The sequence below is a fragment of the Bradyrhizobium sp. HKCCYLRH3073 genome (assembly GCF_051167995.1).
Taxonomy (GTDB): Bacteria; Pseudomonadota; Alphaproteobacteria; order Rhizobiales; family Xanthobacteraceae; genus Bradyrhizobium.
Genome location: NZ_JBNPUD010000006.1, coordinates 173203 through 188236, shown reverse-complemented (window position 1 = coordinate 188236; position 15034 = coordinate 173203). Strand labels below are relative to the sequence as shown.

Genomic DNA, 15034 nt, shown 5'->3' with positions numbered 1-15034 from the left:
GTTCCCTCGCAGGTCAATCGCCATGGGCGCATGGGTCGCCGCATCACGCGGATGCACATATCGCGATTGCGTCGATCACGTCCCGCCATCTGGAACTCGGCGGCTCCCGGTCTGTTATGCGCAGCAGCAAGGAGCCTGATGATGCCGAATGAAGTCACCAAACCGCGGGACAGCCGACGTCCGGCCATGCCGATCCGCACCGAGAAGAACCCGTCCCAGGATCAGATCAGCCCGCCCTTGATGGTCGAGGGTCTCGAAGCGGTGCGCGATCCGCACTGCTGAAGGGCGCTCACGCACGGGCGAATGCGGGAACAAAAAAGAGACGCGGCGAAGTTTCCACTTCGCCGCGTCTTTGTTTGCATCACGAGTGCGTTCGCCGCCTACTCGCTCTTGTCGACGTTCCAGAACAGCGGCGTCGCCGGGCCGTCGAGCACGCCGCTCAGCGACTTGCGCCAGCCGCTCGGTACCAGATACTGGCCGAGCGGGATGTAGATCACCTTCTCGTAGTTCAGCTTCTGGATCTCGGTGGCGATCTTCTTCTGCTCGTCGAGCGAGGACGATCGCGCATAGGCGTCGCGCAGCTTCTCGATCTCGGCATCCTCGGCCCAGCCGAACCAGCCGCCCTTTGTGCCGCGGCCGCCGACCGAGACGTTCACCACGGGATTGGCGACGTCGGCGCCGACCCAGTTGGTGAAGAACATGTTCCAGCCGCCCTCCTTCACAGGTTTCTGGCTGGCGCGCCGCGTCACCACGGTCTGCCAGTCGGTGGCCTGCAGGTCGACCTTGAAACCGGCCTCGCGCAACAGTTGCGCCGCCACCACGGGCTGCGCCTTCAGGGTGGTGACGTCGCCCGGCGCCATGATCGCGATCGGCGTGCCGTCATAGCCGGACTCGGCAAGCGCCTTCTTGGCTTCCGCCATGCCGTTGCCCTTGATCAGCGTCTCGGCGCCGACGTCGGTCTCGAGCGGCGTGCCGCACACGAACACGGCGCCGCAGATCTTCTGATACTTCTCATTGCCGACCAGCGCGTCGAGCACGTCCTTCTGGTTCAGCGCGAGGAAGGCCGCGCGGCGCACCTTCACGTTGTCGAACGGCGGGTTGAGGAAGTTCATGCGGCCGAGCGTCTGGAAGCCGAACTTGTTCAGCACGTCGATCTTGAGCTCGGAGTTCGCCTCCAGCACCGGCAGCATGTCGTAGGGAAGGTTCTCCATGAAGTCGATGTCGCCTGACTGCAGCGCGTTCACCGCGGTCTGCGCATCCGGCATCGTGATCCACTCGACGCGGTCGACCTTCACCACCTTGCCGCCGGACGTCCAGCTCGCCGGCTCCTTGCGCGGCACGTAGTCGGTGTTCTTCTCGTACACCGCCTTCACGCCCGGCTGGAATTCCGCCTTGACGAATTTGAACGGGCCCGAGCCGATCTGCTCGGGAATCTGCTGGCCCGCCGGCGTCTCGGCGAGACGCTTCGGCATCATGAACGGCACCAGCGAGGACGGCTTGGCGATCGACTCCAGGACGAGTCCATAGGGCTCCTTCAACTTGAGCACGATGGTCTTGGCATCCGCAGCCTCAAGGCTCGCCGTGAAGTCCATCAGCTTCTGGCCCATGCCGTCGTTGCGGCCCCAGCGCTTCAGCGAGGCGACGCAGTCCTCGGCGGTCACCGGCGTGCCGTCATGCCATTTCAGGCCGTCGCGCAGGGTGAAGGTGTAGGTCAGCTTGTCGTCGGAGATCTTCCAATCCGCCATCTGCGGCTGGACCTTGAAATTCGAATCGGTCGCCAGCAGCGTGTCGTAGACCATGTAGCCATGGTCACGGGTGATGTAGGCCGTCGTGAATCCGGGATCGATGACGCGCAGATCCGAATGCATCACCGCCGTGATCGTCTTCTTGCCGGCTGCGATGGCCTGGGTGCTCAGCGCCGTCGAGAGCGAAAGCATGGAAACGGCGAGGCTCGTCGCGAGCGTCAGACGTTTCCAGCGCGGGCTGTGGAACATTACGAGGTCTCCTGAGTGGATGGTTTGACCTGAAACTGATCAGATCCAGACCATTCGTTGGGCGTGCAGATCAATCCTTGTGCGAACTAACATGCTGTAAGTCGCGAGCTTTCGACAGTTGCAGAGGTCGCCTTTCGCGTCAATCCGCATTCAGCGCATGCGGCCCTGGGCTGAGAATGCCGTTAACGTCTGCATAGCTTTCGCTTTACAAGGCGTGCGCAACTCCGTCTCGTGTCATGAGATCGCGACAAAGCCTTGAGAGAGCACAAATGAATCCAGCCCATCTTCCCTTCGATACCGACATCATGCTGCAGGGCTTGCGCGGCTGGGTCGAATGCGAAAGTCCGACCTGGGACGCCGCCGCGGTGGAGCGCATGCTGGATCTTGCCGCGCGCGACATGGCGATCATGGGTGCGACGATCGAGCGCATCGCCGGACGCCAGGGCTTCGCCGGCTGCGTGCGCGCCCGCTTCCCGCACCCGCGGCAGGGTGAGCCGGGCATCCTGATCGCCGGCCACATGGATACCGTTCACCCCGTCGGCACGCTGGCCAAGCTGCCGTGGCGCCGCGAGGGCAACCGATGCTACGGGCCCGGCATCTGCGACATGAAAGGCGGCAACTATCTCTCGCTGGAAGCGATCCGCCAGTTGAGCAAGGCGTCCATCGCCACGCCGCTGCCGATCACCGTCCTGTTCACGCCTGACGAGGAGGTCGGCACGCCCTCGACCCGCGACATCATCGAAGCCGAGGCGCAGCGCAACAAATACGTGCTGGTGCCCGAGCCGGGCCGTCAGGACAATGGCGTGGTGACCGGCCGCTATGCCATCGCCCGCTTCAATCTCGAGGCGATCGGACGTCCGAGCCATGCCGGCGCACGGCTCGGCGCGGGCCGTTCCGCGATCCGGGAAATGGCGCGACAGATCCTCGCCATCGACGGCATGACGACCGAGGACTGCACCTTCTCGGTGGGCATCGTGCATGGCGGCCAGTGGGTCAACTGCGTCGCCACCACCGCCACCGGCGAAGCGCTCAGCATGGCGAAACGGCAGGCCGACCTCGATCGCGGCGTGGAGCGCATGCTGGCCCTGTCCGGCACCACCGACGACGTGACCTTCAAGGTGACGCGCGGCGTGACGCGGCCGGTGTGGGAGCCGGATTCCGGAACCATGGCGCTGTACGACAAGGCGCGCGGCATCGCCGAGCAGCTCGGCCTGTCGCTGCCGCACGGCTCGGCAGGCGGCGGCTCGGATGGCAATTTCACTGGCGCGCTCGGCATTCCAACCCTCGACGGCCTAGGGGTGCGCGGCACCGACATGCACACTCTGAACGAGCACATCGAGATCGACAGCCTCGCCGAGCGCGGCCGCCTGATGGCGGGATTGCTCGCGACGCTCGACTAGATCGCGGCACGCGACGGCGCGCAGCCCGCATGAGCGTCAGCGACATGCGGGTCCCGCTCGTCGGCGCGGTCGCTGCGCTCGCCCGGGCTACGCTGCGCAGCAGCACGGTTTCATTTTCCGGGACCTGCGCGGGGCGAGTGGACAATCACTCCGCAGCGCGCGCATGATGGCATGCGGCTTGCAAAGTTTCCGAGAAGGTTCGCCGCAAAAGTGCTGCGACATTGTTCGCAAATGCGATGGTTCGCGCGGATCACGAACACCGTGTCATCCTGCGCGCAGGAGCGGGCGAGCGCACATCGGAGACCTTGAAAGCGATGGACATCGGTGACATGCACACTCTCTCACGACGTTGCGCGCGTCGCCCCAGCACCATGAAGGCGGTTCTCTCAAGATGATCGGTTATCTGCTTCGCCGCATCCTCGCGTCCATCCCCGTGATGGGCGTGGTGGCGCTGTTCGTCTTTCTCCTGCTGCGGCTGACGCCGGGCGATCCCGCCGCGATTCTCGCCGGCGACAACGCGACTCCGGAGCAGCTCGAGCGCATCCGCATCACGCTCGGTCTGCACGAGCCGCTCTACATCCAGTTCTTCACCTGGATCAATCAGCTGCTGCATGGCGATCTCGGCGTCTCGCTGATCTCGAAGGTGCCGGTGCTGCAGATGATCGGCCAGCGCATCGAGCCGTCGATCTCGGTCGCGATCTCGACCATCATCCTGTCGATCCTCGTCGCCGTCCCGCTCGGCGTCATCGCGGCCTGGAAGCACGGCACCTGGATCGATCGTTTCGTGATGGCGCTCTCGGTGATCGGCTTCTCGGTGCCGGTGTTCGTCATCGGCTACATCCTGATCCAGGTGTTCGCGATCAACCTGCGCTGGGTCCCCGTTCAGGGCTTCAAGAGTCTCAGCGCTGGCTTCGGCCCGTTCTTCGAGCGCATCATCCTGCCGACCTGCGCCTTGTCCTTCATCTACGTCGCACTGATCGCGCGCATGACGCGCGCCGCGATGCTCGATGTGCTCGGCGAGGACTTCGTGCGCACCGCCCGCGCCAAGGGCGTCAGCGAGATCGCGGTGCTGCTGCGGCACGCGCTGCGCAATGCGGCGGTGCCCGTCATCACCGTGATCGGCTCCGGCTTCGCGCTGCTGATCTCCGGCGTCGTGGTCACCGAGAGCGTGTTCAACCTGCCGGGCATCGGCCGCCTCACCGTCGACGCCGTGCTGGCGCGCGACTATCCGGTCATCCAGGGCATGATCCTTCTGACCTCCTTCATCTATCTCGCGGTCAATCTGCTGATCGACCTCGCCTACACCCTGCTCGATCCCCGCATCCGCTACTGAGGCCCTGTTCCGATGGCAATCGTCACCACTCCTGAGCCGTCGATCCCGGTCACCACGCGACTCGGGCCCCGGTTCGGCTTTCTGACCTCGACCCCGATCATCGCCGTGGCCACGGTGTGCCTGTCGCTGATCGTGATCATCTCGATCCTGGCGCCGCTGCTGGCGCCGCACGACCCGGTGCTGCTCGCGCCGGCGCAGCGGCTCAAGCCGTCGAGCGCGCAATATCTGCTCGGCACCGACGCCTACGGCCGCGACCTGTTGTCGCGCACGATCTATGGCGGCCGCATCTCGCTTCTGGTCGGCGTCGGCGCGGCGATCATCTCGATCGCGATCGGCCTGGTGATCGGCCTCGTCTCCGGCTTCTTCCGCTGGGTCGACGCCATCATGATGCGGGTGATGGACGGCCTGATGGCGATCCCGAGCATCCTGCTCGCCATCGCCGTGGTGTCGCTGTCCGGCGCCAGCGTCGGCACCGTGATGATCGCGATCACCATCGTCGAGATCCCGCGCGTCGCTCGCCTCGTCCGCTCCGTCGTGCTGACCGCGCGCGAGGAGCCCTATGTCGAGGCCGCGATTTCATTGGGCACGTCGATGCCCAAGATCATGTGGCGGCACCTGATGCCGAACACGATCGCGCCGCTGATCGTCCAGGGCACCTACATCTGCGCCGCCGCGATTCTCACCGAGGCGATCCTGTCGTTCCTCGGCGCCGGCATCAGCCCGGAGACGCCGACCTGGGGCAACATCATGGCCGAGGGCCGCTCCTACTTCCAGATCAAGCCGTCGCTGATCTTCTGGCCGGGCCTGCTGCTCTCGATTGCCATCCTCTCGATCAACCTGATCGGCGACGCCGCCCGCGACGCGCTCGACCCGCGCATGAAGCAGCGCGAGGCCGGCAAGTGACGGCACCGCTTAGCCCAGATGATCATCTCACTTTTCGTCATTGCGAGCGAAGCGAAGCAATCCAGGGCCACGCCCGCGACTCTGGATTGCTTCGTCGCTTCGCTCCTCGCAATGACGGCGGAGACCTGACCTAATGACCGACACCATCCTCGACATCGACAATCTCGTCGTCACCGTCGGCAAGACGAAGAACCCGAACGGCCCGCGCATCATCGACGGCGTCTCGATCAAGGTCGAGAAAGGCGAGACGCTCTGCGTCGTCGGCGAGAGCGGCTCCGGCAAGTCCGTGACCTCGCTGACCACGATGGGCCTTCTGCCGAAGAACGCGCTGCATGCCGTCGGCGGCAGCGTCAAGCTGGTCGGCGAAGAGCTGCTCACCGCGACCGATCGCCGGCTGCGTGAGCTGCGTGCCACCCGGATGGCGATGATCTTTCAGGAGCCGATGACCGCGCTCAATCCGGTCGTGCCGGTCGGCCGCCAGATCGACGAGGTGCTGCGCGCGCATACGTCGCTCGATGCACGGGCGCGGCGCAAGCGCATCCTCGACATGATGGAGCAGGTCCACCTGCCCGACGTCGAGCGAATCTTCGGCTCCTATCCCCATCGCCTGTCCGGCGGCCAGCGCCAGCGCATCATGATCGCGATGGCGCTGGTGCTCGAGCCGAAGCTGCTGATCGCCGACGAGCCGACCACCGCGCTCGACGTCACCACGCAGAAGCAGATCCTGTCGCTGATCCGCGAGCTGCAGCGCGATCACGGCACGGCGGTGCTGTTCATCACCCACGACATGGGCGTGGTCGCCGAGATCGCCGACCGCGTCGCGGTGATGCGCCAGGGGCGCCTGGTCGAGACCGGCGCGCTCGACAAGATCCTGCGCGCGCCCGAGATGGACTACACGCGCAACCTGCTGGCCTCCGTGCCCAGCCTGATCCCGCGCCCGCCCCGGCCTGACAGCACCGAGCCGGTAGTGCTGGAGACCAACGAGCTCGGCAAGGTCTATCGCGAGCGTTCGTTCCTCGGCAAAGCGCGCGAGGTCGTCGCTGCGCAGAACGTCACGCTCACCCTGCGCAAGGGCCGCACGCTCGGCATCGTCGGCGAAAGCGGCTCCGGCAAGTCGACGGTGGCCCGCTGCATCGTCCGGCTGATCGATCCGACCTCCGGCGGCGTCCGCCTTGCCGGCCACGAGATCTCGATCCTGACGCGGCGGCTGCTGCAGCCGCACCGCAAGCGCATCCAGATCGTGTTCCAGGATCCCTACCGCTCACTCAACCCGCGCCTCACCGTCGGCGAGAGCATCGCCGAGGGGCCCGTCAACTACGGCACGTCGCACGACAAGGCGATGGCGCGGGCGCGCGAGCTGCTCGAGCTGGTCGGGCTGCCCGCGGACGCGATCTCGCGCTATCCGCACCAGTTCTCCGGCGGCCAGCGCCAGCGCATCGCGATCGCCCGCGCACTCGCGCTCGATCCGGACGTGCTGGTGGCGGACGAAGCCGTCTCTGCACTGGACGTGTCGGTGCAGGCGCAGGTGCTGGAGCTGCTCGACGAGATCCAGCGCCGGCTCGGGATCGCGATCCTGTTCATCACGCATGATCTGCGCGTTGCCGCGCAGATCTGCGACGACGTCGTCGTGATGCAGAAGGGCCGCATCGTCGAACAGGGCCCGGCCGGCGAGATCCTGACGCATCCGAAGGAGGCCTATACCAGGTCCCTGCTCGAAGCGGCCCCCGGACGGAACTGGGACTTTGCCAACTTCCGGCCGGTGGCGGAAGCGGTGGCGTAGCAGCGCTGCCGTAGCCCGCATGAGCGAAAGCCGGCGCGCGGAACGCGCGGCGGTGCCAGCGACATGCGGGATCTCACGAACTGCGGCGATGAACCCGGATGTCGCTCCCGCCTTCGCCCTTCGGGCGCAGGCGTCCGCTCATCCGGGCTACGCGTTAGCGGCATGCAAAACGGCATCGCTCCATCGCTTGCGTGGGCCGCGAACCCGGGTCTAACGTCATCATACGTTCAACGGCCTGAGGCGAAGTAATGACGCGCGTCGCGATCGGCGGCTTCCTGCACGAGACCAATACATTCGCTCCGACGAAAGCGGACTACGACGCGTTCATGCATGGCGGCGGCCGCGGCTCGATCGTTGATGCGACCTCCGTGCTCACGACGATGCGCGGCATCAATGCCGGCCAGGCCGGCTTCATCGCGGTCGCGGAAGCGAACGGCTGGAAGATCGTTCCCACCATCGCCTGTGCGGCGAGCCCCTCCGCACATGTCACCCGGGATGCGTTCGAGCGCATCACGACCACGATGGTCGATCGCATCAGGGCTGCCGGGCCGCTCGACGGCGTCTATCTCGATCTGCACGGCGCGATGGTGACCGAGCATCTCGACGACGGCGAAGGCGAGATCCTCGCCCGCGTCCGCAAGGTGATCGGCCCGCACGTGCCGCTGGTCGCGAGCCTCGACCTGCACGCCAACGTCACGCCCGAGATGATGGCGCATGCGGATGCGCTGATCGCCTATCGCAAATATCCGCACACCGACATGGCCGACACCGGACGCGCGTCGGCGGAGCATCTCGCGCTGCTGCTGCGGACGAAAGAGCCGCTTGCCAAGGCGTTCCGGCAGTTGCCGTTCCTGATCCCGATCAGCTGGCAGTGCACCAACGACCAGCCGACCAAGGGCATCTACGAGAAGCTCGCGGCGCTGCAGAGCGAGGCGGTGCCGACGCTGTCGTTCGCGCCCGGCTTTCCCGCCGCCGATTTCGCCCATTGCGGCCCGAGCGTGTTCGCCTACGGCCGTACGCAGGCCGACGCGGATGCCGCGGCGGATGCGATCGCGGCGATCGTCACCGGCCACGAGGATGATTTCGACGGCCGCATCTACGCGCCCGATGACGGCGTACGCCATGCCATGACGCTGGCGAAGACGGCGACGCGCCCGATCGTGATCGCCGACACCCAGGACAATCCCGGCGCCGGCGGCGACTCCGACACCACCGGCATGCTGCGCGCGCTGGTGCGCAACCGCGCCAGCCGTGCCGCGATCGGCATGATCTACGATCCGCAGGCGGCGCTCGCCGCCCATGCCGCCGGCGAGGGCGCCACCGTGACGCTGCCGCTCGGCGGCAAGAGCGGTATTCCCGGCGATGCGCCGTTCGAGGAAAGCTTCATCGTCGAGAAGATTTCCGACGGCCGTTTCGTCGCGCCCGGCCCGTTCTATGGCGGCCGCAAGATGGAGATGGGACCGTCCGCGGCACTGCGCATCGGCGACGTCAGGGTCGTGGTGGCCTCGCACAAGTCCCAGCTCGCCGACCAGGAAATGTATCGCTTCGTCGGCATCGAGCCGACCGAACAGGCCATTCTCGTCAACAAGAGCTCGGTGCATTTCCGCGCCGATTTCGAACCGATCGCCGAACATCTCCTGATCTGCGCCGCGCCCGGCGCGATGCCCGCCGATCCCTCCACCCTGCCCTGGACCAGCTTGCGTCCGGGCATCCGCCTCAAGCCGAACGGCCCGGCGTTCAAAGCATAAACCTCTCAACGGAAACGCACCCATGCCGACCATCGATCGCATCCAAGGTTACGCCGACGAGCTCACCGCCATCCGCCGCGACCTGCACGCCCATCCCGAGATCGGCTTCGAGGAGACGCGCACCTCCGGCATCGTCGCCGAGAAGCTCGCGCAATGGGGCATCGAGGTGCATCGCGGTCTCGGCGGCACCGGGGTGATCGGCGTGCTCAAGGGCAAGGGTGACAGCGGCAGGAAGATCGGCCTGCGCGCCGACATGGATGCGCTGCCGATGGAGGAGAACACCAACCTGCCGTGGCGCTCGACCATCCCCGGCCGCTTCCACGGCTGCGGCCATGACGGCCACACCACGATGCTGCTCGGCACGGCGCGCTATCTCGCCGAGACCCGCAACTTCGACGGCACCGTGCACTTCATCTTCCAGCCGGCGGAGGAAGGACTCGGCGGCGCACGCGCGATGATCAAGGACGGCCTGTTCCAGAAGTTTCCCTGCGACGAACTCTACGGCCTGCACAACGCGCCGGACCTGGAGCACGGCGAGATCGCGATCCTGCCCGGTCCCGCAATGGCCGGCGCCGACTTCTTCGACATCCGGATCTCCGGCTACGGCGCCCACGGCGCGATGCCCGAGCGCTCCAAGGACGCGGTGGTGATTGCCACCAGCGTGGCCCAGGCGATCCAGACCATCGTCAGCCGCAACGTCGAGCCGCTGCAGGCCGCCGTGGTCTCGATCACCCAGATCCATGCCGGCTCGGCCTACAACGTCATTCCCGGCGATGCCTGGCTGTGCGGCACCGTGCGCGCGTTCTCGGACCCCGTGCGTGCGCTGGTGCGCGAGCGCATGCGCGCGATCTGCGCCGGCATGGCGGCGGCGTTCAATTGCGAGATCGATGTCGACATCCGTGACACGTTCAGCGTCCTGGTGAACCAGGAGGAGCAGTCCCAGGTGGTCGAGGAAGTCGCGCGCACCGTGGTCGAGCCGTCCAAGGTGCTGACCCGCTCGACGCCGAAGATGGGCAGCGAGGATTTCGCCGACATGCTGCAGACCATCCCGGGCGCCTATTTCTGGGTCGGCCATGACGGCTCGGTGCCGGTGCACAATCCCGGCTACGTGCTCGACGACAAGATCCTGCCGATCGGCGCCAGCATGTTCGCCCGCATCATCGAGACGCGCCTTAAGGCAGCCTAGCGCGACTGACATACGTCAATGAGCGGGCGGCAGATCGAGATGAACTTCGGCGTGGGAGCACCAGCATGCACAAGCCCGTCTCGGACGACATCACCTCGCTTCACGATCTCTCTGCCGTCGACCTGATCGCCGGCTATCGCGCGCGCCAGTTCTCGCCGTCCGAGGTGATGGACGAGGTGCTGGCGCACGTGGCGGCGTGGGAGCCTGATATCAAGGCGCTGTACCTGCTCGACACCGACGCCGCGCGAGCGGCGGCGAAAGCCTCGACCGAGCGCTGGGCCAATGACGAGCCGGCCGGCGTGCTCGACGGCGTACCGGCGACGGTGAAGGACAATCTCGCCACCAAGGGCCAGCCGATGCCGCTCGGCGCAGCCAGCGTCACGCGCACGCCGCTCGCCGCCGACGCGCCGCCGGTGGCGCGGCTGCGCGAGGCCGGCGCGATCATCTTCGCCAAGACCACGATGCCCGACTACGGCATGCTGTCGTCGGGACTGTCGAGCTTCCATCCGCTGACGCGCAATCCATGGGATCTCCGCATGAACCCCGGCGGTTCGAGCGCCGGTGCGGGTGCCGCCGCCGCCGCGGGCTACGGTCCGCTGCATGTCGGCACCGACATCGGCGGTTCGATTCGGCTGCCGGCGTCGTGGTGCGGCCTCGTCGGCCTCAAGCCGAGCTTCGGCCGCGTGCCGATCGATCCGCCCTATGTCGGCCGCGTTGCCGGCCCGATGACACGCATCGTCGACGATGCCGCGCTGATGATGAGCGTGCTGTCCAAGCCGGACAGGCGCGACGGCACCAGCCTGCCGCCCTCGGACCTGCACTGGAAGATCGCGGAGAAGCCGGTGCGCAAGCTGCGCATCGGCCTGATGCTCGATCTCGGCGGCGTCGGCCAGCCGCTCGAGGAGCCGGTGCGCGCGACGACGCTGGCGGCCGCCAGAGCGTTCGAGGACGCCGGCGCCGTAATCAGCGAGGTCAAGGGCTTCCTGACGCGCGAGATGCTCGACGGTCTCGACAATTTCTGGCGTGCGCGGCTGTGGGACGATCTGGCGCGGCTGGCGCCCGAGGTGCGCGCCAAGACCCTGCCCTACATCCTGCAATGGGCCGAGCGCGGCGCCGCGCTCTCCGGCGTCGAAGTCGTCAGAGGCTTCAACGTCACGATGGCGCTACGCGCCGCCGCAGCAAGACTGTTCTGCGACTACGACTACATCATCTCGCCGGTCTCGCCCGGCGTGAAATTCCCCGCCGAGTTCGCCTCGCCGGTCAACGACCCGCAGGCGCCGTTCGAGCACATCACCTACACCGTACCGTGGAACATGTCGGAGAACCCGGCGATCTCCGTCAATGCCGGCTACGACTCCGACGGCTTCCCGATCGGCCTGCAGATCGTCGGCCGCCGCTTCGACGATGTCGGCGTGCTCGGGATGGCCAAGACGTTCGAGGGATTACGCGGCGAGCAGCGGCCATGGCCAAAGGCTCCGGCTTCACAACCATCCGCCCATTAGACGACGAGCTATCCCCACGCGTGAGCGCGGATTATCACTGCGACGTCGCCCATTGAAACAAGATGACGCTGCGTTATCAGCGAGTCTTGGGTGCAGGAATGGGCGAGTTGCCTTACGCCTTTCCATGCTGCGGAATGATTTATCGGGTCTTTGCCGCCGCGCAACGCTGAACTATTGTGGTCACGTCGCGGGTCTTAGTTTGCGTCGTCATTCCGGGGCGTGCGAAGCACGCACTCGGAATCCATACTCACGATCGTGGTTATGGATTCCGGGCTCACGCCCTTCGGGCGTGCCCCGGAATGACGGCGGGATTTTTGGCTCGCCTAACTAATAACAACAGCGGACCAGGAAACCCCATGGCCTACCAGACCATTCTCTATGACGTCGTCGACAAGATCCTCACCATCACGCTCAACCGGCCGGAGAAGCTCAACGCCTTCACCGGCACCATGATGGAGGAGCTGATCGACGCCTTCGATCGCGCCGACAAGGACGACGGCGTCCGGGCGATCATCGTCACCGGGTCGGGCCGCGCGTTCTGCGCCGGTGCAGACCTTTCGTCTGGTGCCGACACCTTCGACCGCGATGCCAAGCGCGGTCCGGTGAAGCGCCATGCCGACGGTCGCGTCGACTATTCCGATCCGCAGGTGCGCGACGGCGGCGGCCAGGTGACGTTGCGGATCTTCAAGTCGCTGAAGCCGGTGATTGCCGCGGTGAACGGTCCCGCCGTCGGCATCGGCGTCACCATGCAGCTGGCGATGGACATCCGCATCGCCTCGGACGCTGCACGGTTCGGCTTCGTGTTCTCCCAGCGCGGCATCGTGCCGGAGGCGGCGTCGAGCTGGTTCCTGCCGCGCATCGTCGGCATCTCGCAGGCGCTGGAATGGTGCTACACCGGCCGCGTGTTTCCGGCGCAGGAGGCGCTCGCCGGCCGCCTCGTCAGCAAGGTCGTGCCGCCGGATGATCTGCTGCCGACCGCCCGAGCGCTTGCGCGCGAGATCGCGGAGAAGACCGCGCCGGTGTCGATCGCGCTGATCCGCCAGATGATGTGGCGCATGATGGGCGCCGACGATCCGATGGAGGCGCACAAGGTCGACAGCCGCGGCATCTACGCGCGCGGCCGCTCCGACGACGTCAAGGAAGGCGTGGTGTCGTTCCTGGAGAAGCGCCCGGCGCAGTTCAAGAACACGGTGACGGCCGATATGCCGAACTATTTTCCGTGGTGGGACGAGCGGGAGTACAAGTAGTCGTCCGTCATTGCGAGGAGCAAACGGGTCCGCGCAAAGCGCGGCCCGATGACAGGCTCCACGACGAAACAATCCAGAGTCCCGTCTTAGCCCTGGATTGCTTCGCTTCGCTCGCAATGACGGCGAGCGGTGCCAACCCCACCCTCGGTGTCGTCCCGGACAAGCGCGCGGCACGGCGCGCGCCGATCCGGGACCCATAACCACAGGGCGCTGTTTGGCGAAGAACGACGTTCAGGGTGCCACAAGAGAGATCACGCGGTATGGGTCCCGGCTCAAGGCCGGGACGACACCGGTGGTTTGGCGCCGCTGTGTGCCTCAGTCCATCACCAGCGCGACCCGACCGATCGCCTTGCGATCGATCAACAGCCGCATCGCCGCGGCGTAGTCCGCGAACGGCACGCGATGGGAGACGTTCGGCCGCAGCTTGCCCTGCTCAGCGAACTCCAGCAGCGCCGCCATGCGGCGCTGGCCCAGCTCGGGATCCTTCCGCACCGCCTCGCCGGCACGGACGCCGAGCACGCTGGCGCCCTTCATCAGGATCAGATTGGTGCGTGCGAGCCCAATGCCGCCGGTGAAGCCGATCACCAGCAGCCGCGCGCCCCAGGCGATGCAGCGCACGCTGTTCTCGAACACCTCGCCGCCGACGGGATCGAACACGACGTCGACGCCGCGGCCATCGGTGATGCGCTTGACGGCATCACGGAACGGCTCGCGCGCATAGAGCACCAGATGATCGGCGCCACGCGCGCGTGCCACCGCGAGTTTCTCCTCCGACGACGCCGCCGCGATCACGGTCGCGCCCAGGAGCTTGCCGATCTCGACGGCGGCAAGGCCGACGCCACCGCCGGCGCCATGCACCAGCAGCGTCTCGCCGGGCCTGAGCTGGCCGCGATCGACCAGCGCGTGATGAGCGGTGCCGTGGCCGGCCAGATAGGTCGCGCCTTCAGCATAGTCGAAGGTCGACGGCAGCGGCGTGAGCTGGCTCCCGGCCACCACCGCCTCCTCGGCGTAAGCGCCGAAGCGCATCCGGACGATGACCTTGTCGCCGACGGCATGGCCGGTCGCGGCCGCGCCGACCGCGATGACGTCGCCGGCCGCCTCCACGCCGGGCGTGAACGGCAGCTCCGGCTTGAGCTGATACTCGCCCGCCGCCATCAGGATGTCCGGGAAATTGATGCCGGCCGCGCGGATCTTAACCCGCACCTCGCCCTCGGCCAGCGGGCGTGGCGGAAGGTCTTCGAGCTTCAGCTTCTCCGGCGGCCCGAGCTCGCGGCAGACGATCGCCCGCGCCATCAGCTGGCGCGCCCCTTCGCCCTCGCCAGCGCCTCGCGGATCAGCGGCATCCGGTCGTTGCCGAAATACATGTCGGTGGCATTGACGAAGATGGTCGGCGAGCCGAAGCCGCCGCGCTTGACGACCTCCTCGGTGTTGATGCGCAGCTGGTCCTTGATGCCCTGCTGCGCGATCCCATCGAAGAACGCCTTCGGATCGATACCGACGCGCCGGCACACCTCGGTCAGCACCGCATCCTGCGAGATGTCCTGGTCCTCGCCCCAATAGATCTCGAACACGGCCCGCGCGAACGGCACCATGTCCTGGCCGAGCCAGATGCAGCCGCGCATCGCCTTGACGCTGTTCACAGGGAACACCGATGGCGGCATCTTGATCTTGAGCCCGGCCGAGCGGGACCAATCGCCGAGGTCCTTCAGCATGTAGGCCGCCTTGGCCGGCACCGGCTTCTCGCGCTGCGCATAGACGCTGGGATTGACGGTGTTGAAGATGCCGCCGACCAGGATCGGCCGCCAGACGATGTCGACGTCGAATTCCTGCGCGAGCGGCTGGATGTTGTGGAAGGCGAGATAGGTCCAGGGGCTGGAGCAGTCGAAGAAGAATTCGATCATGGATGATTTCCGTTCTGGCTGTTTTTCCTCATCCTGAGGA

At 66.5% G+C, this 15034-nt stretch carries 12 protein-coding genes; 9 read left to right on the top strand and 3 right to left on the bottom strand.

Annotated elements, in window-relative coordinates; all coding sequences use genetic code 11:
- Positions 1-141 precede the first annotated feature (141 nt).
- Positions 142-282 carry a hypothetical protein gene (locus ACQR1X_RS16620; protein ID WP_315801084.1) on the top strand — a complete coding sequence of 47 codons (141 nt, stop codon included), beginning with the start codon at positions 142-144 and terminating at the stop codon, positions 280-282.
- Between the two features lie 98 nt (positions 283-380).
- Here the strand turns inward: ACQR1X_RS16620 and ACQR1X_RS16615 are convergent, their stop codons facing one another.
- Positions 381-1994, bottom strand: a complete 1614-nt coding sequence (locus ACQR1X_RS16615) for an ABC transporter substrate-binding protein (protein ID WP_315801085.1) — start codon at positions 1992-1994, stop codon at positions 381-383.
- A 269-nt stretch (positions 1995-2263) separates the two neighbouring features.
- Here ACQR1X_RS16615 and ACQR1X_RS16610 point away from each other — a divergent pair, with 269 nt between their 5' ends.
- The 8 genes from ACQR1X_RS16610 (at position 2264) to ACQR1X_RS16575 (ending at position 13093) form a co-directional block, all read left to right on the top strand.
- On the top strand, positions 2264-3394 hold the full coding sequence (locus ACQR1X_RS16610) for a M20/M25/M40 family metallo-hydrolase (RefSeq protein WP_316215986.1): 1131 nt from the start codon (positions 2264-2266) through the stop codon (positions 3392-3394).
- Positions 3395-3785: 391 nt separating this feature from the next.
- Entirely contained in the window at positions 3786-4727 is a 942-nt protein-coding gene (locus ACQR1X_RS16605; RefSeq protein ID WP_315801087.1) for an ABC transporter permease, read from the top strand.
- 12 nt (positions 4728-4739) lie between these two features.
- Positions 4740-5630, top strand: a complete 891-nt coding sequence (locus ACQR1X_RS16600; RefSeq protein WP_315801088.1) for an ABC transporter permease — start codon at positions 4740-4742, stop codon at positions 5628-5630.
- Between the two features lie 133 nt (positions 5631-5763).
- Complete coding sequence (locus tag ACQR1X_RS16595; protein WP_434846331.1) at positions 5764-7410, top strand: ABC transporter ATP-binding protein; 1647 nt, start codon at positions 5764-5766, stop codon at positions 7408-7410.
- Between the two features lie 248 nt (positions 7411-7658).
- The gene (locus ACQR1X_RS16590; RefSeq protein ID WP_434899223.1) at positions 7659-9158 is read left to right on the top strand and encodes a M81 family metallopeptidase; all 1500 of its coding nucleotides are present in this window, start codon (positions 7659-7661) and stop codon (positions 9156-9158) included.
- 22 nt (positions 9159-9180) lie between these two features.
- Complete coding sequence (locus ACQR1X_RS16585; protein ID WP_434899222.1) at positions 9181-10344, top strand: M20 aminoacylase family protein; 1164 nt, start codon at positions 9181-9183, stop codon at positions 10342-10344.
- A 65-nt stretch (positions 10345-10409) separates the two neighbouring features.
- On the top strand, positions 10410-11846 hold the full coding sequence (locus tag ACQR1X_RS16580; RefSeq protein ID WP_315801092.1) for an amidase: 1437 nt from the start codon (positions 10410-10412) through the stop codon (positions 11844-11846).
- A gap of 356 nt (positions 11847-12202) precedes the next feature.
- On the top strand, positions 12203-13093 hold the full coding sequence (locus tag ACQR1X_RS16575; RefSeq protein ID WP_316237662.1) for a crotonase/enoyl-CoA hydratase family protein: 891 nt from the start codon (positions 12203-12205) through the stop codon (positions 13091-13093).
- A 315-nt stretch (positions 13094-13408) separates the two neighbouring features.
- On the opposite strand, the gene ACQR1X_RS16570 is transcribed toward ACQR1X_RS16575, so the two are convergent.
- Complete coding sequence (locus ACQR1X_RS16570; protein WP_316238862.1) at positions 13409-14386, bottom strand: NADPH:quinone oxidoreductase family protein; 978 nt, start codon at positions 14384-14386, stop codon at positions 13409-13411.
- Positions 14386-14994 (bottom strand): 2-hydroxychromene-2-carboxylate isomerase, encoded by a 609-nt coding sequence (locus ACQR1X_RS16565; protein ID WP_316238861.1) that lies wholly within the window; start codon positions 14992-14994, stop codon positions 14386-14388. The genes ACQR1X_RS16570 and ACQR1X_RS16565 overlap by 1 nt, the downstream gene beginning before the upstream one ends.
- Positions 14995-15034 lie beyond the last annotated feature (40 nt).